We start from the raw sequence: 20798 nt of genomic DNA on the forward strand, positions 1-20798 counted from the left end.
TGTAAAAGATGACGGATAATGATAACAATCGGACTGTTCCAAACGCGCTCCCGGTCGGGTATCGCTTCAACGAGTTTGAAATCAAAGAGGTGATCGGCGGCGGCGGATTTGGCATCGTCTATCGCGCGTGGGATCACCAGCTCGAACGCACTATCGCTATCAAAGAATTTATGCCTTCTTCGCTCGCCGTGCGTGGCGACGACATGACCCTCGTGCTGCGCAGTGAGCGCTTTGGCAAAGCCTTTTCCGCAGGCCTGAACAGCTTTATTCAGGAAGCCCGTCTGCTGGCGCGTTTTAACCACCCGAACCTGCTGCACGTCCTGCGTTTCTGGGTACAAAACGACACGGCCTATATGGGGACGCTGTTTTACAGCGGTACCACGCTTTCTCGCCTGCGTGAAGAAAAGCCGGAGCTGATTAACGAGGCCTGGATCCGTCGTACACTGCCGATGCTGTTTGGCGCGATTAAGACCATCCATGACGAGGGCTATCTGCACCGCGACATCTCCCTGGATAACATTCAAATTCAGGAGAACGGTCTGCCGGTGCTGCTCGATTTCGGCTCCGCACGTCGCACCATTGGTAACCTTTCTGACGAAACGGAAACCATGTTGCGCCCGGGTTTTGCGCCGATTGAGCAGTACACCGACGACAACGAAAGCGAGCAGGGCCCGTGGACAGATATTTATGCCCTCGGCGCGGTGTTGCGTACGCTAATCGTGGGATCACCGCCGCCAGTCAGCGTGGTGCGTTCGATCCAGGACACCTGCAAACCGCTGGTCGAGTTGATGCCGCAGGGCTATTCCATTCCACTGCTGCAGGCCATTGACCGCGCGCTGTCGCTGCACATGGAAGACCGTCCGCAGTCAATCGACGAGTTCGCCGCGCTGATTGAGATGCCGGTCGCCGGTATCAACGACGTACTGACGGCGAAAAAACCTGGCACGATGCTGGTTCCGGTGGAAGAGGAAAAACCGGCTTCTGTACTCGACTGGCGTCGCTACAAGATCCCTGGGATGGTTGCCGCAGGTGTGCTGGTGGGTGTTGTCGCCGGAGCGATGCTGTTTAGCGGCGGCCATGATGCGCCGGAGCAGGCTGCACAAGCGCCGGAAGCGTCTCGCCCGACGGAAACCGCATCTAACGCGCCTGACGTAAAACCGGAAACCGAGAAGGTGAGCGAGCCAGCTGCAACGCCTGAGACCGCGCAACCGAGCCCGCCACCGGTTGAAGCCAGCCCGATTGCTCTGGTTTACATTCGCATTCTTGATGGCGAGACGTTGAAAGTGAACGGCGAGACAAAAGCGCTGCGTCCGGCGACCAACGGTTATGCATCGCTGAAATTGCCGGCGGGTGAGATCAGAATTGAACTGGAAGGGAATGGAAGAACCCGTACCCAGACGCTGGATATTGCGAAGCCTGGCACCTGGCTGGTGAATCCATAAGTATATAAACAGGAGATATTATGGAAGTATTCGATCTTCGAAACCAGAGGCTTCACCCAAAGGAATTTGAAAAGATTGTCTCTCCTGTTTATGCACGGGGCGATGTAGGACGTGAGTTTGTTGTGGTTCGCGGTGCATCTAATCCTTTTCACAGCATAGAGGGGTTGACGTTACGACACCGCTACGAATTTAATCCGAACGCGGTTTTTGATCCGCTTTATGCGCAAAATCTTAATAAGATAGAGCGCTTAATTGACTCGGGTGCGGTGGTGTTAATTGACCAGCGGCAACGTACAAAGGCTACCTATCCTTTTTTCATTTCAGAATCAGGAGAGTTATTTTGTGTTGATGAAGCGCTTTATAACTCTGCTTTTATAAATTATGTCATGGAGCGTTATCGTAATAATGTCGCTCTGTTCGGAAAACCTGCTCCAACGAGAGATGCGTTTGTTCCCTCAACGCCTCGCTATGGTCCGGGCTTTTGGAAAACGGTAGACAATGATTATCATGGCACAAAAAATGTTCTGGTAATGGCGATAAATCGATTGACGAGTATGGGGGATGAGGGGCGTGTTTTTGGATCGGACGGTAAAGATTATATGAATACCTCACGTGACAAAATACAACAATGGACTCCTTTACCCGCAGATTTGGATAGCACTTCGCGCGCATTGCTCTCTGAGCAGTCTGTGATCAGACATTATGGAGAAAAGCGCTCTATTTACCAAAAGTATCAGGAAGGGGATGATGCCTGGGCTATTGGCGGTAAATCTTGGCATTGGATCCCAGGAGTAAGTGAAGAAGATTATGAATTTAAAAAATAAGTTATGGTATTTCTGGGGATTTATGGATGTTCTGGCCGTATTACTTTACTGCATTAATGCATTTCGGCAGGATAGAATTCCGTTTATTTCCGATGTTATGGCCTTTAGTGGTCTGCCGAATAATGTTTCAGGGGGCGGACTGGTGACGCTCTTTTTCATTTTAGATCTGATGCTTTTACTTTCACTTTTTGTATCGGCCTGGTTTTTCTTTAAAAGAAAAACGTGCGCAATTAAATTTGCACTGGTTCAGGAGGTTTTTCGTCTCATCTCATTCAGATGTTCAGTGTCACTATTTCCAATGTTAGTAAGCGTGTTCGGCGTTTCGAATGTTTGGCTAAACCTGGGGTTGTTTTTGTTGTCTGAGTTTTTAAAGATCTATTCTTTGGTATTTGTAATGAAAAAATCAGAAGACGAACGCAGTTTAAGAGGTGCCAGTTAATTGGTGGGAGAGCGAACTCCCCGGTATCAAAATCGTCTACGGGATTAACATGATTGCGAAAGAAAAAATATTCTACTTCTGGGGCGTCATGGATATCATCGGGGCGGCATATTATGCCATTGATTCATGGCGATTTCTGGGAGAAGATTGGGCTTTAGCGCTGGTGAATCTCACTGTAATGTTTATTCTCATGTGGTTTGATGGGGTAGACGGCACGCTAAAGGGGACTTACTACCTTGTTTACACGTTAATGCCTTTGATGCTGCTTTTTTCGGCTTACTTGTTCTTCACGAAGAAACCCTATGCAGCCAAATTCGCACTAGCGATTGAAGTTTTACGCATATTCACATTTCGGTTTTCTTTACCTCTCTTTCCTGTGATCGCGAATAGATTCGAGTGGAGTGGATTAACAGTTAATATTTCTCTGCTTGTGATATCTGAGTTATTAAAGATAGGCTCACTGATATATGTTATTAAAAAACAGCCTGCATTGAATTAAAGATTTGGATCTGAATAGTATTCAGCATTGCAGGTTTGCTACCGAAATCATTTGTATCGCATAAGCCATATGGATTAACGATTATGCTCAACCGAATTACCGTTCAGCTCCCGGTGGAGGGGCTTCTTTTCTGGAAACTGACGGGCCGCGAGGCGATGTCAGAATCGTTCGCGCTGACGCTGACGCTGCTCGGCAAGGATGCGCGCATTGACCGCAGTAAACTGCTGGGGCAGCCGGTCACGGTCACCATTCCGACGCAGAATCTGCTCACTTCCCGCTACATCAACGGCAAAGTCACACGTGTGGGGGTCAGCGCCGTTGAACTGACGGGCACCCGCTATGCGGTCTATCAGTTGACGGTAGAGCCAGATTTGTGGCCGATGAAACGTGACCGTAACCTGCGAATCTTCCAGGGCCAGACGGTGCCACAGATTGTGAAAACCCTGCTGGGTGAGCATCAGGTCAACGTTGAGGATAAACTCACCGGCAGCTACAGGGTGTGGGATTACTGCGTGCAGTATCAGGAGTCCAGTCTGGACTTCATCAGCCGTCTGATGGAGCTGGAAGGGATTGCGTATCACTTTAATCACGAAGCGGACAAACATACGCTGGTGCTGACCGACGCCGCGACGCAGCATCAGCCGTTCAGTGGCTATGAGGTCATTCCTTACCACCAGACACCGTCCGGCGGCAGTACGGACGAAGAGGGCATCAGCCAGTGGGCGCTGGAAGACAGCGTCACGCCGGGGATTTACAGCCTCGATGACTATGACTTCCGCAAGCCGAATGCGTGGCTGTTCCAGGCTCAGCAGAACCCGGCGTCACCGAAACCGGGCAGCATCGACGTCTACGACTGGCCGGGTCGCTTTGTGGAAACTGGGCATGCGGAGTTCTATGCCCGTATACGCCAGGAGCGCTGGCAGGTGGAGCATCAGCAGATTCAGGCCACCGCGACGGCGGCAGGAATTGCGCCAGGCCACACCTTCACGTTAACCAACGCGCCGTTCTTCAGCGATAACGGTGAGTATCTGGTGACGGCCGCAGGTTACCACCTCGAAGAGAACCGCTACGCCAGCGGCGAGGGGGAAACCATTCACCGTACTGATTTCACGGTTATCCCGTCGGCGGTGGTCTACCGTCCGTTGCAGTCCACGGCGTGGCCACGTACCTACGGCCCGCAGACCGCGAAAGTGGTGGGACCACAGGGAGAAAGTATCTGGACAGATAAATATGGCCGCGTGAAGGTAAAATTCCACTGGGACCGTCTGGCGAAGGGCGATGACACCAGCTCCTGTTGGGTACGCGTGTCGAGTGCCTGGGCAGGCCAGGGTTACGGTGGAGTGCAGATCCCGCGCGTCGGCGATGAGGTGGTGGTGGACTTTATCAACGGCGACCCGGACCGTCCGATTATTACCGGCCGTGTGTATAACGACGCGAGTATGCCGCCGTGGGCGCTACCGGCTGCAGCTACGCAGATGGGCTTTATGAGCCGCACGAAAGACGGTTCTGTCGACAACGCGAACGCCCTGCGTTTTGAGGACAAAGCAGGTGCAGAGCAGGTGTGGATCCAGGCCGAGCGCAATATGGATACCAGCGTTAAAAATGATGAAACGCACAGCGTCGGCGGGGAACGCAGCCATTATGTTAAGAAAAATGAATTGCATCGGGTGGAAGCAAACCAAATCCAGGCCGTAAAAGGTGGAACCGAAATCCTGACGGGTAAAGGCAAGCTGGATGCGGCGGTAGAGCAGTATGTCATTGCTTCCGGGACGAAGCTGCGGCTGGTCTCTGGTGAAAGCGCCATTGAGCTGAATGCTAACGGCAAAATCAACCTAATCGGGAAAGAGTTTAACTTCTTTGTTGAGGGCGATGGTTATATCACCACAGGCGGTAAGCTGCATCTGAATACCTCCGGCACAAATCCAGGTACCACGGCACCGGGGGCGGGACATAAAGGGGATATTGATGCTGCGGTGCAGGCGTATTTTGCGCCTGGCCAAAGCAAGAGAGGGGCAGCAGCATCTCCTGTGCCATCACAGTCTGCAATGAAACCAGCACCTCAAGCAACAGTAAGTAATGCCACTTCAGCAACACCGAATCAAAGTGAGGACAAATTTTCAAAGATCTCACCTATTATTTTCAAGAATGAAGGTGGATACGTTAATGACCCTAACGACGCTGGGGGTGCTACCAATAAAGGAATTGCGTGGAAAACATGGCAGAAATATGCTAAAGAAGATCTTGGCGTTGAACCCACACTGGATAACCTGAAAAATTTAACAAATGAACAAGCTGAGACAATTTACCGTAAACGCTACTGGGAGCCCTCAGGATTTAATAATCTTAAGGATCCAAAACTTGCTCTAATGTCTTACGATTGGACAATAACATCGGGTGGAGCCGGTAAACAAATTCAGAAATTGCTGAATAATGAGTTTGGCCAGCAGTTGATTGCAGATGGGAAAATAGGACCTAAGACAATAGAAGCAATGAACAGCGTAAGCGATTCAGCGAAACTTACATCCAGAATATCAGACATCCGTAAAGAATATTATGAAAATCTTGTGGTAAATAATTCTAAAAATGCTAAGTTTTTGACAGGTTGGTTAAATCGAGTTGATCGGTGTGCACAGGTGGTTTTGTAATGAATATAAAATTAGTAATGTTATTGATGGTTGCAGGTTTTAATAGTGGCCATGTAATAGCTAAAGATATGTTTTCTGGTCAGTGGAGCGGAGAGCAAAAAAATGAGTCAACGTTCACTTTACGATTAACACAAGTTGGTCAAAATGTGAATGGTAGTTATTGTTATGTTACGCAAAACGGTAACCGTATTGATTGTCCCCCAGATGATGAAAATAATCTAAAGGGTGTTATTGCTGAAAATCGAGCAAATGTGGAATTTAATTCTTCATTTGGTGGTGAAAAGGGACATGCGAAACTTGAAGTGGTTGGTGATAAAATGCTCTGGACTTTAATTACATCGCCACTGAAAGGTGAATATTATGTTCCACGGAATTATAAACTAACAAAAGTGTTAAAATCACCGGCGTCCGAAAAAAGAATTTTTGTTACCGATAAATTCAATGTTACTCTAGTAAATAAATGCGGTTCGTTTGAAAGCGACTGCAATGATATGTTTTATCTTGGAATTAGAAAGGGTGACAATAGTACAATTTCTTTAGATGGGAAGACGTTAAACGATGCAACTGGAAAAGTAATTGGTTCTTTATTTAGAAATGGCGAAGTTATCTATACAGTTACTTATAACCCATTAAAATTGGTAGTCAGTAAAGGTAGCCATGTTTTAGTTGATCAGCCAGGTCAATGGGTTAATAAATAGAATCTATTATTAAAAGGTCAGCATTCTCTGGCCTTTATTTTTTTTGCCTTCACTTTTTTTAATATTAATCATCCCGGGTTCACTTATGAAATACACCCTTCAGGAAGGTTCGTTTTCCCTATTCCCTGCTGCCTGGCAGGATAACAGTATGAACATTATTCGTGATGACGAAAGCGGGTTGTCCGTGGTGGTCAGCCGCGGCGTTATCCCGGATGGCAGCAACTACGAACAAGAGTTCCACCGCCAGTGGGATGCGCTGCGTCCTCAGATGGGTGAGATTGCCCAGAGTGAATTCCGCAACGTAAAAGCGGGTCCTGAGGGAAAAATTAACGGGCTGGAAGTTGAGACCACCTTTGACCGTAATGGCCAGCGCCTGTGGCAAAAACAGCTGGCCGTACAGACACCGGGCAAACCGGTATTGATGATTTTTACCCTCTCGGCACTCAGAGCCTTCACCGAAGAGGACGAGGTGCGCTGGGGCGCGCTTAAGCAGAGTCTGACGCTAAACGACAACCGGAATGTGTAAGGCATGAGCGATAGCAACGCAGCCCGTAAGGGCGACGAGATTATTCACTCCAGCATTTTTGCTGACATCACCAGCATTGTGGCGGAAGGTGCCGCCTATGCGGTGATCGGTGCGGCGGTGGGCGCGGCAGCCACCGTGGCTGCACCATTGCTGGGGGCGGGGGCTGCTGCCGCAGGTGTGGCGGCGATTGGTTCCAGCTGTTTGCTGAGCGGCATCATTGGCGGCGTGTTGGCAAACGTGGCGGGCATCACCGACGATATCAGCAACGCTGCGGAGGGATTAGGCAATGCGCTTTTCCCGCCATCACCTGCGGGTAAAATCACCACCGGCTCGAATAACGTTCTGACGAATGCGATCCCTGCTGCACGCGCGGCGGGCACGCTGACACCCGCGGATACCCCTTCACCAGAACCGCAGTCCCCGGGTAGCTTTGCCGATTACGCGGGCATGCTGCTTTCCGCTGCCGGACAATTCGGCAGTGAAATGTGGCAGCCGAGTGTGGCATCTGCCGCTGCGGGGACTTCACCGCTGGAAGAGGACAAGGTGGCGTGCGAAAAACACTCCGGGCCGCAGTATCTGGCAGAAGGCTCCAAAAGCGTCTTCATCAATGGACAACCCGCTGTGCGTGCGAAAGATCGCACCACTTGCGAAGGCACCGTTTCCGATGATGTTTACCCGAACGTGATCATTGGCGGCGATACGCTGACGGTCCGCGATATCAAAAGCGGTAAAACGCCGGGGCTGGCGCTGGGAATGATTGCGCTATCCTTGCTGCGTGGGCGTCCGGGCAAGATCCTGAAAAACATGCCCTGTGCGCTGGCGGCAGCCGGCGGCGGGATGCTGGCAGATATGGCCGTCAATGCCGTGTTTGGCTCCTCGCATCCGGTTCACGCCGCCACCGGCGTGAAGGTGTTGAATGACGACGACGAACTTGACTTCTCGCTGCCGGGGCGTTTCCCGCTTCGCTGGCAGCGCAGCTATAACAGCCTGACCACCCGCGAAGGGTTGTTCGGTCTGGGCTGGGCAACGACTTTCGACAGCTATCTGACGCTGGAAGAGAACAACGCCACCTGGTTCGATGAAACCGGACGAGAGCTGACTTTTGAGCTGCCGTCGGTTGACCACGCGTTTTACAGCATCAGCGAAGGCGTCATTATCCGCCGTAATGAGAGCGGCGACGTGGCGATTGCCGACGATGACGGTGCGGTGTGGCGTCTGTATAAACCAACCCGGGCGGAGCCATCTATCCTGCGTCTGGCCTCTCTCAGCGACGAATACGGCAACGCTCTGCTGACGGAGTGGGACGAGCACGGCAGGCTGGTCGGTCTGCACGATGAGTTGCGGGCGATAGACGTCACCCTGCGCTATGAAGATGAACGTTTCCCGCAGCGCGTTACCGCTGCCAGCCATTTTGACGGTAACCAGACATGGCCGCTGATGCAGTGGCGCTACAATGCGCGTGGACAGCTGGCGAGTGCGACGGATGCCTCCGGCGTGGTGACGCGTGAATACCGCTATAACGACCACGGCCTGATGGTCTGGCATCGCCTGCCGGGCGGTCTGGAAAGTGAATACCGCTGGAAAAAATTTGACCACTGGCGCGTAGTGGAAAACCGCACCAGCACCGGGGATGGCTGCCGCTTTACCTACGATCTGAATGCCGGGCTGACCACCGTTGAACACTACGATGGTCAGAAACGTCAGCACTACTGGAACGCGCAAAATCTGATAGTCCGCTACGTTGACGAGCGCGGCGAGAACTGGCGCTACGCGTGGGATGACAACGAACTCCTCGCGCAACGCATCGATCCGCTCGGGAACGTCGTCACCTTCGTCTACGACGACATGGGCAACCGGGTGCAGGAGATCGACGCCGACGGCAATGCCCGCACCACGACCTGGCTGGAGCACCGTGCGCTGCCGTCAGCCATCATTGAAGCCGACGGCAGCGCCACCCGGTTCTGGTACGACGAACATCACGGCCTGAAGCGTGTGGTGGACCCGATGGGGCAGACCACGCAGCTGCGACGGGATGAGTTCGGTCAGGTGGTTGAAGAGGTGGACGCCGCCGGGAACAGCCGCTACCAGGAGTACAACGAGGCCGGACAAGTCGTGCGTGCTACGGACTGCTCTGGCCGCACGACCCGCTATCGTTATCATCCGCTGGGCTGGCTGACGGCTGAGATAGGCGCTGACGGTGAAGAGACCCATTACCGCTACGACGCGGCAGGGCGTCCGGTGCAGCTTGATCGCCCGGAAGGCTGGACGGAGTCGCTCAAATGGAACGAACGTGGCCTGCCGGTGAAGCATGCTGGCGCAGACGGGAAAGAAAGTGAGTTCAGATACGATGAGGCAGGGCGCTTAACCGCCATCCGCAATACCCGGGGCGAAGAGGTTCGCCGCCGCTGGGACAGCCGCGGGCGTCTGATTGCTCTGGAAAACGAAAACGGCGAAGCGTATCAGTTCCGCTGGGGAGCAGATTCGCTGCTGCTGGAAGAGGTGGGGCTCGATGGCGTGGCCTCGCAGTATCGCTATGATGCCTGCGGGCGCACGATTGCGCGCACCTTTGCCGCCGGTCATCCGGATTCCATCACTCATGCTTTCGCCTGGAGCGCGGGCGGCCAGCTTGTCGCCCGCACCACGCCGGAAGGACAGACTCGCTACAACTACACGCCGTCCGGGCTGTTAAGCCGGATTGGGCTTCATCCTGCGCTTTCAGCCGACGCGTGGACCACCGAGGCAGAGCAGGAGCTCGCCTTTGAGTATGACGCGCTCGGTCGCGTGACGCGCGAGGCGGGTGAGCACGGTGAGCTGGCGTGGCAGTATGACGCGCTGGGCAACCGCACGACCGTCACGCTGCCCGATGGCCGCGAGCTGAAGCAGTTCTACTACGGCAGCGGGCATTTGCTCAGCATTGCCCTCGATAAGCTGTCGGTCTCTGACTTTACCCGCGACGAACTTCACCGGGAGACCAGCCGCACCCAGGGGCTGCTGACTACCCGGAGCGAGTACGACCGCCTCGGCCGCCTGCATCGCCGGGACGTCTTTACCGGCAACGCTCAGCGCCCGTCGCCGCGTCGCTGGTCCCGCCGCTGGGATTACGACTACCGCAATAACCTGGTGCGCGAAGAGCGGGACGATAACCCGTTCAGCTGGTACCGCTGGCAGTACGACAGCGCCGGACGGCTGCTCGTTCAGGACGGCACGCTGCCCGGCCAGGAGCAGTGGCGCTGGGATGCGGCCGGTAACCCGTTGGAAGGATCTACTGAGAAGGTCACGCACAACCGCCTGACGCAGCTGAACGGCATTCGCTGGCGGTATGACATCCACGGCCGCACCGTGGAGAAAGATAACGGCCAGACCCGCTGGCACTACCGCTACGATGGTGAGCATCGCCTGACTGAAGTCATCAGCCAGCCGCGGGACCGCAATAAACCGCAGACGCAGGTGAGCTTCCGCTACGACCCGCTCGGACGCCGCATCAGCAAAACGCGCCGCCAGATGCTTGGCGGTCAGCCAGTCGGCAAGCCGGTCACCACCCGGTTTGTCTGGGAAGGGTTCCGCTTGCTGCAGGAGCTGCGCGGAGACGTGTCGCTGACCTACGTCTACAGCGACCAGGACAGCTACGACCCGCTGGCACGTATTGACGGCGTTGATGCGCCGGAGATTTTCTGGTTCCACTGCCAGCCCAACGGCACGCCGGAGCGGATGACGGATATCGAGGGGCAGGTGCGCTGGGAAGGCGTGAACAGCGCCTGGGGCAAGCTGCTGCGGGAAAGCGAGACGCAGCTATCAGGATATTCTCAGAACCTGCGGATGCAGGGGCAATACCTGGACCGTGAGACAGGGCTGCACTACAATCTGTTCCGGTATTACGACCCGGACTGCGGAAGGTTTACGCAGCAGGACCCGATAGGGCTGGCGGGGGGGATTAACCTTTACCAGTATGGTGCAAATAGTCTCACCCGAATAGACCCTTTGGGATTAAAGCAAGAGGAAGTTATACGCTATATGAGTAAAGATGAAGCGATTGCATCAGCTTCTGAACGCGGTGGTAAAGGCGGATTGGTTCCCAATAATCGTGGTGATAAAGCCATATGGGTTAATCATGATAGTCGACCAGGTTTTAATCCCGGAAATGAAAAATATCGTGCAGTTATGACTGTGAATGACTCTGGGGTTGAGCTTCTTAATCAACACAGTGATATATCAAAAGTTGATTATAAAGAAACTGGGCTGAAAGACGGAGTTCTATCAAAGAGAAATGAACCTGGAGCAAAGGGTATTGGTAAAAATATTCTTTCTCGGTTTAATGATAAAATCACTTCATTCCATATTGAAAAGAAAGATGCTAAAGGAAATTGGAAAAAATGTGGTAAGAGGATTACTTAATGATTTTTGAAATGTATCTACATAAAATCGAACACTTCACTAATGCGAGAGCAGAGATTGATAGTTTTGGAAAATATTTCTATGTGCAAGATGAGCCGGATCTGTTTTCCGTTTGTTTTAAAAAAGAAAAAGGAAAGCCCGCAGAGTTGAGTCGTTGGCAAACTTGTTTTCCTAAAATTATGTTTCATCGGTCATTGAAGAAATTAGGCTTAAGTGAAGATGGAATGTATGCATTCGAAGTTTTCCTGTCTCGATTAGGTTATCTATTTCAAATAGATAATCGGCAGCGTATTGATAAAGATATCTTCATATTGTTTTATATATATCAACTCGTTTCTTTAAAAAATAGCAAAGAAGATTACGCAATAAAAGCAAAAAATTATTTTTTAAGATTTTTGTGCTTTGAAATGGGCATGGATTATGATTCGTATAATCTACTATGTATAACTAATGATGGGCTTTGTATAAATACCATTCAGCACGACAATGTATCAGTGTTGTCTTTGCTTGAACAATTTTACCTGCAATTAGGGAAAAAGAAAGACCTAGAGGATACTCAATCTATAAAACACTATCAATCATCGGTATTGAGTTTCTTATTTATTGAGGATAAGGAAAATAATCACCTGTTGTTTAATGATACAAATTGTTATCTTAGCGATCCTAATACTTTCATGTATACGTACAAAAAATCCAAGAAAGTAATATACAAAGCTTTGGAGCAATGTTTTGATAAGTATCAGTCTACAAAAAACTTACTGATATCAAATTTCATACTAATGAATTACTCATATTATATTGTTAGAGATAATTTAGAAGATCTTAAAGCCTTAAGAAAAAACGTTTCTCAAGATGTATTTGAAAAAATTATTTCAGCTATAGTGTATAGAGGTTTTTTCGTTGATGAAGCTAAAATTTTAAAGTTAATTGATGAATATAATGTCAAGCCTGAAAGGGAGGGGTATATGTTATTTAATTTAATATACTCGATTTAATGTATAAATATCCGACGGCAATCGAGGGTGTTATGGCTTCAAAGTTGGAACCGCCGTAGAGCCCTCGATGCTTAAAAAATAAGGTAAAGCTGGTAAAGAAATTTACGGTTCGATCGTTGCGAATAGATAATTATGTATACCTCATGCACTACCTGAGCGGATGCATCTAACAAAAGTACGGATTATTCGCATAACCAAAAGCATCTTATTATCTTGATTGGTTATTGATGATTTTACCCTCTCGGCGCTCAAAACGTTCACTGAAGAGGACACATTGCGCTCGCTGGAACCTGTTCCGATATTATGATCCGGCTTGTAGGCAGTTTACGCAGTAGGACCCGATTGTGCAGGGGGGATAAACCTTTGCCAGTATGCGCTGAATTCGCTGGGGTGAGTTGATCCGTGGGGGGTGAAACTAAGATGTGCACTGACGAAAGCAAATGACCATAATCAGGCTGACTTCGGTAGGTAGTGGCAAGGTCATGGGGAGTATAAAGGACGCGACGTGTGGTCTAACACAATGTTAAAAGAAGGTGATGTCGTTTATGGTGGTGCTCCCGAACAATCTGGTTTTTATTTTGATAAGGCAACTCTCGATGCCGCCGGCGGTAGTAGACAAAAACTATGGGAGAGTTTGCAGGTGAAGCCGCATAGAATATATGGATTCCGTAGCCAAATTCAGGCTTACCGAGTAAAACGTGATGCAGTTGCTGGAACAGGACAAGCATTATCACAAGATCCTGCTGTTTTTGGCCTGGGAGGACGAACACAGTTTTCCTGTCAAATTATAAAACTGTGCTTGAGCCTATTGACAAGCCTTTTGATATCGGAATATGGCTATGAATATTGATATAGATACAGGCGCTTTCTTATTCAATAAAATGCAGGCACTTACACCATTTACGACCAAAAAAGAAATAATGGATAATAACAATTTAAATTGGGAGGCTTGGCCAGATAAGGGAAATAACACAGTCTCTTATAGAGCTATTTTTAACATAAAAGGAAACACACATGGTGATATTTATTTAATAATTAACTTTATTAAACCTAATGATGGGAATGCCATTATAGGTAGATGGAGTTTCGCACCTGATAAATTAATTGATGGAGAGCAAAAGAAACCAGAGGGAAAAGTAACAAAAAGATTAAGGGAATGGTTCAAAGAAAAAACGAATATTGATCTCCCAATTCATGGTTCTTGGGGCCATATTGATGCGGCATATGACCATTGGAATTGCTCTGGCGCAATTTATTGCAATTATCGCACTGGTTTCAGAGATGAAAAATCCTGGAAGGATTATTGTAAATGGAATAATATAAAAATTTGAATTGGATGCATATTGGTGTGAAAAAATCTCGCAATTATTTAATGATGGGAAATAGAAAATTGCCAGGGGGGAAGTATAATTGTAATTACCTTTCCGGAGGCTATTTTGTTTTGCCAAGGAACGTCATTGAAAATTTTAATTAAACATTCGGGAGTGTATATTTAAAAATCTTAAGATTAATTGAGTTAAATATAGAGTGGAAAGATTAAATCTAGTGTAAATGCAGGATTATAGGGTAACACTACAAAGCCTAATAAGGGTTGCGGAAGAGCAATATCAGAATTTTCAATCAAGGAACATCTTCCCATGAAAAACCTTGAAGATCAACAAATTGAATCTGAAATCAACTCCTTTGTTGAAAAAGGAAATGAGTTTCACGACGATAAAAGATACGCCGAGGCTTTAGAGCAATACCAAAAAGCCTGGCAAGCTCTCCCTGAGCCAAAGCTCGAATGCGAGCTCGCCAACTGGATCTCTGCTTGCATGTACAGTGTATATTTTGATCTCGCGGATTATGCTGAGGCAAAGAAATGGGGAGAAACGACATTAAGGACGCGTGAATCGGATATAGACACTGCACCCTTAATCGATCTCGGTATGACCTGTTATGAGTTGAATCAATTCGAGGAAGCGTATCAATATTTTAACGATGCTTATAACTATGGCAAAGAGCGTGCTTTTCAGGATAGACCTGAAAAATATCTTGAGTTCTATCTGCGCAAGAGGGCGTAAGTTCGTTAATCTATAAAAAATAAAAAATAAAAAATAAAAAATAAAAAATAAAAAATAAAAAATAAAAAATAAAAAATCAAAAATCAAAAATCAAAAATCAAAAATCAAAAATCAAACAAGAAGTTCATCACTTCGTCATCTTTAACAATGTAATCTTTCCCTTCCGCACGCATCTTGCTTGCTTTTTTCGCGCCTTGCTCTCGATAAGCTGTCGGTCTCTGACTTTACCCGCGACGAACTTCACCGGGAGACCAGCCGCACCCAGGGGCTGCTGACTACCCGGAGCGAGTACGACCGCCTCGGCCGCCTGCATCGCCGGGACGTCTTTACCGGCAACGCTCAGCGCCCGTCGCCGCGTCGCTGGTCCCGCCGCTGGGATTATGACTACCGCAATAACCTGGTGCGCGAAGAGCGGGACGATAACCCGTTCAGCTGGTACCGCTGGCAGTACGACAGCGCCGGGCGCCTGCTGGTCCAGGACGGCACGCTGCCCGGCCAGGAGCAGTGGCGCTGGGATGCGGCCGGTAACCCGCTCGAAGGATCCGCTGAGAAGGTCACGCACAACCGCCTGACGCAGCTGAACGGCATTCGCTGGCACTATGACATCCACGGCCGCACCGTGGAGAAGGATAACGGCCAGACCCGCTGGCACTACCGCTACGATGGTGAGCATCGCCTGACGGAGGTTATCAGCCAGCCGCGGGACCGCAATAAACCGCAGACGCAGGTCAGCTTCCGCTACGATCCGCTCGGACGCCGCATCAGCAAAACGCGTCGCCAGATGCTGGGCGGACAGCCAGTCGGTAAGTTGGTCACCACCCGGTTTGTCTGGGAGGGGTTCCGCTTGCTGCAGGAAGTGCACGGGGATGTGCCGCTGACCTACGTTTACAGCGACCAGGACAGTTACGACCCGCTGGCGCGTATTGACGGCGTGGAAGCGCCGGAGATTTTCTGGTTCCACTGCCAGCCGAACGGCACGCCGGAGCGGATGACGGATATCGAGGGGCAGGTGCGCTGGGAAGGCGTGAACAGCGCCTGGGGCAAGCTGCTGCGGGAAAGCGAGACGCAGCTATCAGGATATTCTCAGAACCTGCGGATGCAGGGGCAATACCTGGACCGTGAGACAGGGCTGCACTACAATCTGTTCCGGTATTACGACCCGGACTGCGGAAGGTTTACGCAGCAGGACCCGATAGAGCTGGCGGGGGGATAAATCTTTACAGCTATGCTTCTAATCCTAAAATCTGGATAGATCCTTTAGGTCTAACGTCTTGTAAGGGGTTAACTTCCACACGTAGGGCTGGGGGGACAGGCAAACATTATGATCCTGTAAATGGACAAGGGTTGTATGTGTTACACGAGGAAAGAATATTATCTATGTAGGACGTGGGGATGCACCAACGCGATTGAATAGCCATGCGAATACACCGGGTAAATCTCATTTGGAACAGCTAACCATATTTGATAATAATTTGACCAAAGCTGAGGCTAAATACTTGGAACAAAGGATTATGGATCTTAATGGTGGAGCTAAGTCAACGAATTCCTTAACAAATCTTCTCAATAAAATCAGGTCATATAGTCCTAATAACCCAAATGCTAGCACATATGATATTGCGGGTCATTGTAGCGATTGGGGTGGGAAAGTATTGAAAGATGCGTTATCAATTCTGGACGGTAATGGCTTATGAAAGTAAAATATAAAGAGGGTGACATTTTTGTCATTCCATTGAGTAATGGGGAATATGCGATTTGTCATATTGTTTTTGCTCCAAGCAAAAAATTTAAGCAAGCAATAGGGTTCTGCATATTATCATTACAGCATACTGAAGAACTTATGGATAGCGGTTCATTAACGCCTTTAGTTTTTGAAAAGTTTGGTAAGGAGATGAAAGTTATCTTTACTGGCAACCAAAATATCAGCAAAGGCGTTTGGAAAATTATTGGTTACGGTGATCTCACAGAAGAAAAAAAACAACTGAAAATATTTAATTATGCAGGTGGTTTGTATAATGGAGAGGACGAGATCAGGAGATTATCTGTTGCAGAATACCCTAATTACACAACAATGGGGGTATCAGGGTTTGAGCTTGTCGATAACATTCTGACCAATATTTGAGTATCAGGAGAAGGGTGCTTCCCCTGTCACCTTTCGTATTACAGTCACTCAATAACGCCTTGAAAAATATCACAGGAGTTTTATTTTTTGATGGCTTGAACTCACATTATAGGTAGAGCGAGAATAAAAATAGAGGTAATGTAATGAATGATAAAAAAATACAAATAGTTGACCTACTGATTTCGCATAGTCAAATATTTTTACGTTCCCGAGATTATGACGAAAAACTGAGTCAGTGGGGAAAAGGCAATGTTTCTCAAGGTGCTGTTCTACACAAGGATTATGTTATATTCGATCCATTACCAGAGGACGCGTTTGGAGCAAACGTCAATATCAAAATAGAGAATGCTTTCAAATTGGATGAAAATGCTCAGCGCTGTATTGTTGTACCATTTTTCATTACGGATAAACATAAGCTGCAAATCGCTTCTGTAACTGAGAAATTCGATTTAAATATAGATATGAACGATAAAGTTTATTCACTTTTTTATGAGATTTGTGAAGGGGATGAAATTTACTATAATTTCACTCTTGTACCGACGAAAGAAGCTATTACTGCTAAGTTTTTGCTAGATGACCCTTGGGGAGGAATAAAAGATTATCCTCTCAAAGAAGGTTTTTTTTAAGTTAATATAAAATAAGTAAAATTGGAATATAAAAAAACTACGTCACGCCACTGTATGGAGTTTTCGTTAAAAATAAATCAAAAGTAAAACAAGAAGTTAATCACATCGCTGTCTGTGACGATGTAATCTTTCCCACCGCCCCCAAGGGCTGCTGACCAGCCGCAGCGAGTACGACAGCCTTGGCCGATTGCATCGCCGCGTCTTTACCGGCAATGCGCAGAGCCCTTCACTTTATGGAGCTTGAAGAAGTAGCGATTCCAGGCTCGGGGAATGTAAATTAGGTTGCTATATGAATGTTAATAAAGATGATGAACTCCTTGTAATAGTAAAGAACGAAGGAAGATTTTTTTGGTTTGTTGCCTTTAAAGAAAAGTGGATTTTGGACAGAGTTAAATGGGTAGACGATTTTGTGAAAAGCGGGGTAGAAATAAACCTACAGGATATCCATAAGGAAAGATATGACATACCAGTAGTAAATGAAGAAAACGTACAGATATTCATTGATAACTTAATTAAAGATGGTTATTTATACGATAAGGATGATATAGCTGAGGCGTTTTACAATAGACTTTCAGAAAAAACAACCTGGTGGGATATATATGATCTAATGCCGGATTTATTTATAGACTTTGATAGTAAGCGACTATTTTCTGAATATGTTGAGAGTATGCATTATCACAAATATGTTTCTGATGGGTGGTTAGGTGAACTTGTTGATTTCTGCAGTGATGGATCGTTACCTCAAGATGAAATGTTCTGGATAAAAAATGAAACAGATTATAGAAGCGTTGTGATCGCTAAAGGGTAAAAATATACTTTCGGCATATCATTTTTAGACTATGCAATGTTCTATTCAACACGTTAATTATTCTTTATATTAAATGAACAAAAGCCGTTACCAGCCGTTTTGACAAACTTCAATGCACTGTGTTAAAAATATATTTCTCTGCACCTCCCCAAGGGACTTTTTTATTGCTTAACACCCACTCTCCCAAGGGAAGTCGTCATTGTCAGTAACTGTGCGGTAAAAAACGGCTGGCATGATTGGTTTTTTCCTATGATTCTTAACGTGTTGTCCCAATCCGGACCCGCGTATTAAGATTAAAATACACATAAACGTTATACCAATACCGGGTGGCAAAAGAGGAGCTGCATAAGCAGTTCCAACAAGCGGTTTAAAACAGAGCTAAGAGGCAAAGGATGAGCACGGTTTACATTGTCATTTTGACCTATATAAAACCCCTTGAAGAGGTTGACGCAGCGATACCTGCTCATGTTGAGTGGCTTAAAAAGGGGTACGAAGAAGGGATATTCCTGGCGTCCGGTAGACGGATCCCAAGAAACGGTGGGGTCATTCTCGCGAAATGTGAGAGCCTTGCCTCTCTTGAAGAGCGCTTACGCGATGATCCTTTTCAGAGGTTAAAGCTTGCGACTGTTGAGATCATTCCATTTGAACCCAGCATGAAAACAGAACTCCTGGAAAATGTGTTTTAACCCCGGAATAAAAAAATCCACGCCAAAGCGTGGATTTTTTTCATTCAAAACAAATCAAACGTTAAACAGGAAGTTCATCACATCGCCATCTTTAACGATATAATCTTTCCCTTCCGCACGCATCTTGCCTGCTTCTTTCGCGCCTTGCTCACCTTTGTAGGTGATGAAGTCTTCAAACGCGATGGTCTGCGCACGAATAAAGCCTTTCTCGAAGTCGGTGTGGATCTTACCGGCCGCCTGAGGCGCAGTCGCACCCACAGGGATCGTCCACGCACGCACTTCCTTCACGCCAGCGGTGAAGTAGGTCTGCAGGTTCAGCAGCTCGTAGCCTGCACGGATCACGCGGTTCAGGCCCGGCTCTTCCAGACCCAGCTCGGCCATAAACTCTTCACGGTCAGCGTCGTCCAGCTCGGCGATGTCAGATTCAACCGCAGCGCAAACCGCCACAACCACAGACCCTTCAGCCGCTGCGATTTCACGGACTTTGTCCAGATACGGGTTGTTCTCGAAACCGTCTTCGTTAACGTTGGCGATGTACATGGTTGGCTTCAGGGTCAGGAAGCTCAGGTATTTGATTGCCGCCTTGTCTTCTTCCGTCAGATTTTTCAGCGCACGCAGCATGCCCGCGTTTTCCAGCTGTGGGAGACATTTTTCCAGCGCAGCCAGTTCCGCTTTCGCATCCTTGTCGCCGCCTTTGGCTTTCTTCTGCACGCGGTGAATAGCGCGTTCACAGGTGTCGAGGTCAGAGAGTGCCAGCTCGGTGTTGATAACGTCGATGTCGTCAGCCGGATCCACTTTGTTGTTAACGTGGATGATGTTGTCGTTCTCGAAGCAACGCACAACGTGGCCGATCGCTTCGGTTTCACGAATGTTGGTCAGGAACTGGTTACCCAGACCTTCACCTTTGGATGCGCCTTTTACCAGACCCGCGATATCCACGAACTCCATGGTGGTTGGCAGAATGCGCTGAGGCTTTACGATTTCCGCGAGCTGGTCCAGACGCGGGTCCGGCATTGGCACAACACCGGTGTTAGGTTCGATGGTACAGAACGGGAAGTTCGCCGCTTCGATACCCGCTTTGGTAAGCGCGTTAAACAGGGTGGATTTGCCCACGTTTGGCAGACCGACGATACCGCATTTGAATCCCATTTCTAAATCACCTTAATATCTTGATAATCAATCCGTTAACGATAACCGATTGATGAAAAGTAAATAACTACGCCTATTATACACGTAACCCGCATGCCGCGCGGTAAAAAAGCCGTATCGGGCGGATTATTGCGCTTTGAAAGCGTGTAAGCGGTTTGTCGCTTTGGTTAACCCATCTTTCAGCCAGATTTCAGTGCAGCGAGCCGCTTCGTCTACCGCATCGTCAATCAGTTTCTGCTCAGAAACCGGGGGTTTACCGAGTACGAAACCGACAACTTTGTTTTTATCGCCCGGATGACCGATTCCCACGCGCAAACGGTGGAAATTCGGGTTATTGCCCAGCTTGCTAATGATATCTTTAAGACCGTTGTGACCGCCGTGCCCGCCGCCCAGTTTGAATTTTGCCACACCAGGCGGGAGATCCAGCTCATCGTGCGCCACCAGAATTTCATCCGGGTTGATACGATAAAACGTTGCCATTGCCGCCACGGCTTTACCGCTCAGGTTCATAAAGGTGGTTGGCACCAGCAGACGAACATCAGCGCCAGCAAGGTTGATACGTGAGGTATAGCCAAAGAATTTAGGTTCTTCACGCAGGGGAGCACGTAACCGCTCGGCCAGGAGATCGACGTACCATGCCCCGGCATTATGGCGTGTTGCCGCATACTCTGCGCCTGGGTTGGCGAGGCCGACAATCAGTTTAATCGTCACGATTCAATTCCTAATGGGTTCCAGATCTGGCGCGTAGTTTACTGTCTGACGAGCCGCTTGACAAAATTCTGCGATCTCCACAGCGGAATACGAATAATTTCTTATTTGAACAATTAGAATTTCAAGCTGTTCAAAGTCTTATTTGTAAACTTTTGTTTGGACGTTATCGGTAATTG

18 protein-coding genes and 3 pseudogenes are annotated in these 20798 nt (G+C 48.5%); 18 read left to right on the forward strand and 3 right to left on the reverse strand.

Going from position 1 to position 20798, the window contains the following annotated elements; genetic code table 11:
• Nucleotides 1–8: 8 nt before the first annotated feature.
• The 12 genes from V6E55_RS01040 (at nt 9) to V6E55_RS01095 (ending at nt 14523) form a co-directional block, all read left to right on the forward strand.
• Nucleotides 9–1442, forward strand: coding sequence for a serine/threonine protein kinase (locus tag V6E55_RS01040; RefSeq protein ID WP_114976971.1), 1434 nt, complete (start codon nt 9–11; stop codon nt 1440–1442).
• Nucleotides 1443–1462: 20 nt separating this feature from the next.
• The gene (locus V6E55_RS01045; protein WP_316941955.1) at nt 1463–2266 is read left to right on the forward strand and encodes a hypothetical protein; all 804 of its coding nucleotides are present in this window, start codon (nt 1463–1465) and stop codon (nt 2264–2266) included.
• Nucleotides 2238–2705 (forward strand): hypothetical protein, encoded by a 468-nt coding sequence (locus V6E55_RS01050; protein ID WP_316941956.1) that lies wholly within the window; start codon nt 2238–2240, stop codon nt 2703–2705. Before V6E55_RS01045 ends, V6E55_RS01050 begins: the two co-directional genes overlap by 29 nt.
• A 49-nt stretch (nt 2706–2754) precedes the next feature.
• A complete protein-coding gene (locus tag V6E55_RS01055) occupies nt 2755–3204 on the forward strand; it encodes a hypothetical protein (RefSeq protein WP_316941957.1) in 450 nt (149 codons plus the stop codon).
• Nucleotides 3205–3287: 83 nt separating this feature from the next.
• The gene (gene tssI / locus V6E55_RS01060; RefSeq protein WP_316941958.1) at nt 3288–5849 is read left to right on the forward strand and encodes a type VI secretion system tip protein TssI/VgrG; all 2562 of its coding nucleotides are present in this window, start codon (nt 3288–3290) and stop codon (nt 5847–5849) included.
• The gene (locus V6E55_RS01065; RefSeq protein ID WP_316941959.1) at nt 5849–6547 is read left to right on the forward strand and encodes a hypothetical protein; all 699 of its coding nucleotides are present in this window, start codon (nt 5849–5851) and stop codon (nt 6545–6547) included. The genes tssI and V6E55_RS01065 overlap by 1 nt, the downstream gene beginning before the upstream one ends.
• Before the next feature lie 85 nt (nt 6548–6632).
• Nucleotides 6633–7073 carry a DcrB-related protein gene (locus V6E55_RS01070; protein ID WP_316941960.1) on the forward strand — a complete coding sequence of 147 codons (441 nt, stop codon included), beginning with the start codon at nt 6633–6635 and terminating at the stop codon, nt 7071–7073.
• 3 nt (nt 7074–7076) lie between these two features.
• Nucleotides 7077–11465: an RHS repeat-associated core domain-containing protein gene (locus V6E55_RS01075; RefSeq protein WP_316941961.1), complete on the forward strand. Its 4389-nt coding sequence runs from the start codon at nt 7077–7079 to the stop codon at nt 11463–11465.
• Nucleotides 11465–12460, forward strand: a complete 996-nt coding sequence (locus V6E55_RS01080) for a hypothetical protein (protein ID WP_316941962.1) — start codon at nt 11465–11467, stop codon at nt 12458–12460. Before V6E55_RS01075 ends, V6E55_RS01080 begins: the two co-directional genes overlap by 1 nt.
• Before the next feature lie 520 nt (nt 12461–12980).
• Nucleotides 12981–13310 carry a hypothetical protein gene (locus tag V6E55_RS01085; protein ID WP_316941963.1) on the forward strand — a complete coding sequence of 110 codons (330 nt, stop codon included), beginning with the start codon at nt 12981–12983 and terminating at the stop codon, nt 13308–13310.
• Complete coding sequence (locus tag V6E55_RS01090) at nt 13300–13791, forward strand: hypothetical protein (protein WP_129995605.1); 492 nt, start codon at nt 13300–13302, stop codon at nt 13789–13791. Before V6E55_RS01085 ends, V6E55_RS01090 begins: the two co-directional genes overlap by 11 nt.
• A 306-nt stretch (nt 13792–14097) precedes the next feature.
• Nucleotides 14098–14523, forward strand: coding sequence for a hypothetical protein (locus tag V6E55_RS01095; RefSeq protein WP_129995606.1), 426 nt, complete (start codon nt 14098–14100; stop codon nt 14521–14523).
• Between the two features lie 104 nt (nt 14524–14627).
• Here V6E55_RS01095 and V6E55_RS01100 read toward each other — a convergent pair.
• Nucleotides 14628–14723 (reverse strand): annotated as a pseudogene (locus V6E55_RS01100) (DUF933 domain-containing protein); the annotation flags it as partial.
• Between V6E55_RS01100 and V6E55_RS01105 the strand changes: the two are divergent.
• The 6 genes and pseudogenes from V6E55_RS01105 to V6E55_RS01125 all read left to right on the forward strand — a co-directional run.
• Nucleotides 14717–15906, forward strand: a pseudogene (locus V6E55_RS01105) (RHS repeat domain-containing protein); the annotation flags it as partial. The pseudogenes V6E55_RS01100 and V6E55_RS01105 overlap by 7 nt on opposite strands.
• A 304-nt stretch (nt 15907–16210) precedes the next feature.
• Nucleotides 16211–16642 (forward strand): immunity 26/phosphotriesterase HocA family protein, encoded by a 432-nt coding sequence (locus tag V6E55_RS01110; protein WP_316941964.1) that lies wholly within the window; start codon nt 16211–16213, stop codon nt 16640–16642.
• A gap of 143 nt (nt 16643–16785) precedes the next feature.
• Nucleotides 16786–17268: a competence protein ComJ gene (comJ, locus tag V6E55_RS01115; protein WP_129995608.1), complete on the forward strand. Its 483-nt coding sequence runs from the start codon at nt 16786–16788 to the stop codon at nt 17266–17268.
• Between the two features lie 136 nt (nt 17269–17404).
• A pseudogene (locus V6E55_RS25750) lies at nt 17405–17497 on the forward strand (RHS repeat domain-containing protein); the annotation flags it as partial.
• Between the two features lie 60 nt (nt 17498–17557).
• Entirely contained in the window at nt 17558–18076 is a 519-nt protein-coding gene (locus V6E55_RS01120; protein ID WP_316941965.1) for a hypothetical protein, read from the forward strand.
• 392 nt (nt 18077–18468) lie between these two features.
• On the forward strand, nt 18469–18762 hold the full coding sequence (locus V6E55_RS01125) for a YciI family protein (protein WP_129995609.1): 294 nt from the start codon (nt 18469–18471) through the stop codon (nt 18760–18762).
• 54 nt (nt 18763–18816) lie between these two features.
• Here the strand turns inward: V6E55_RS01125 and ychF are convergent, their stop codons facing one another.
• Both ychF and pth read right to left on the reverse strand, forming a co-directional pair.
• On the reverse strand, nt 18817–19911 hold the full coding sequence (gene ychF, locus V6E55_RS01130) for a redox-regulated ATPase YchF (protein ID WP_010432886.1): 1095 nt from the start codon (nt 19909–19911) through the stop codon (nt 18817–18819).
• Nucleotides 19912–20037: 126 nt separating this feature from the next.
• Nucleotides 20038–20622 (reverse strand): aminoacyl-tRNA hydrolase, encoded by a 585-nt coding sequence (gene pth / locus V6E55_RS01135; protein WP_129995610.1) that lies wholly within the window; start codon nt 20620–20622, stop codon nt 20038–20040.
• Nucleotides 20623–20798 lie beyond the last annotated feature (176 nt).

Source organism: Enterobacter sp. 342 (genome assembly GCF_036663495.1).
Lineage (GTDB): Bacteria > Pseudomonadota > Gammaproteobacteria > Enterobacterales > Enterobacteriaceae > Enterobacter.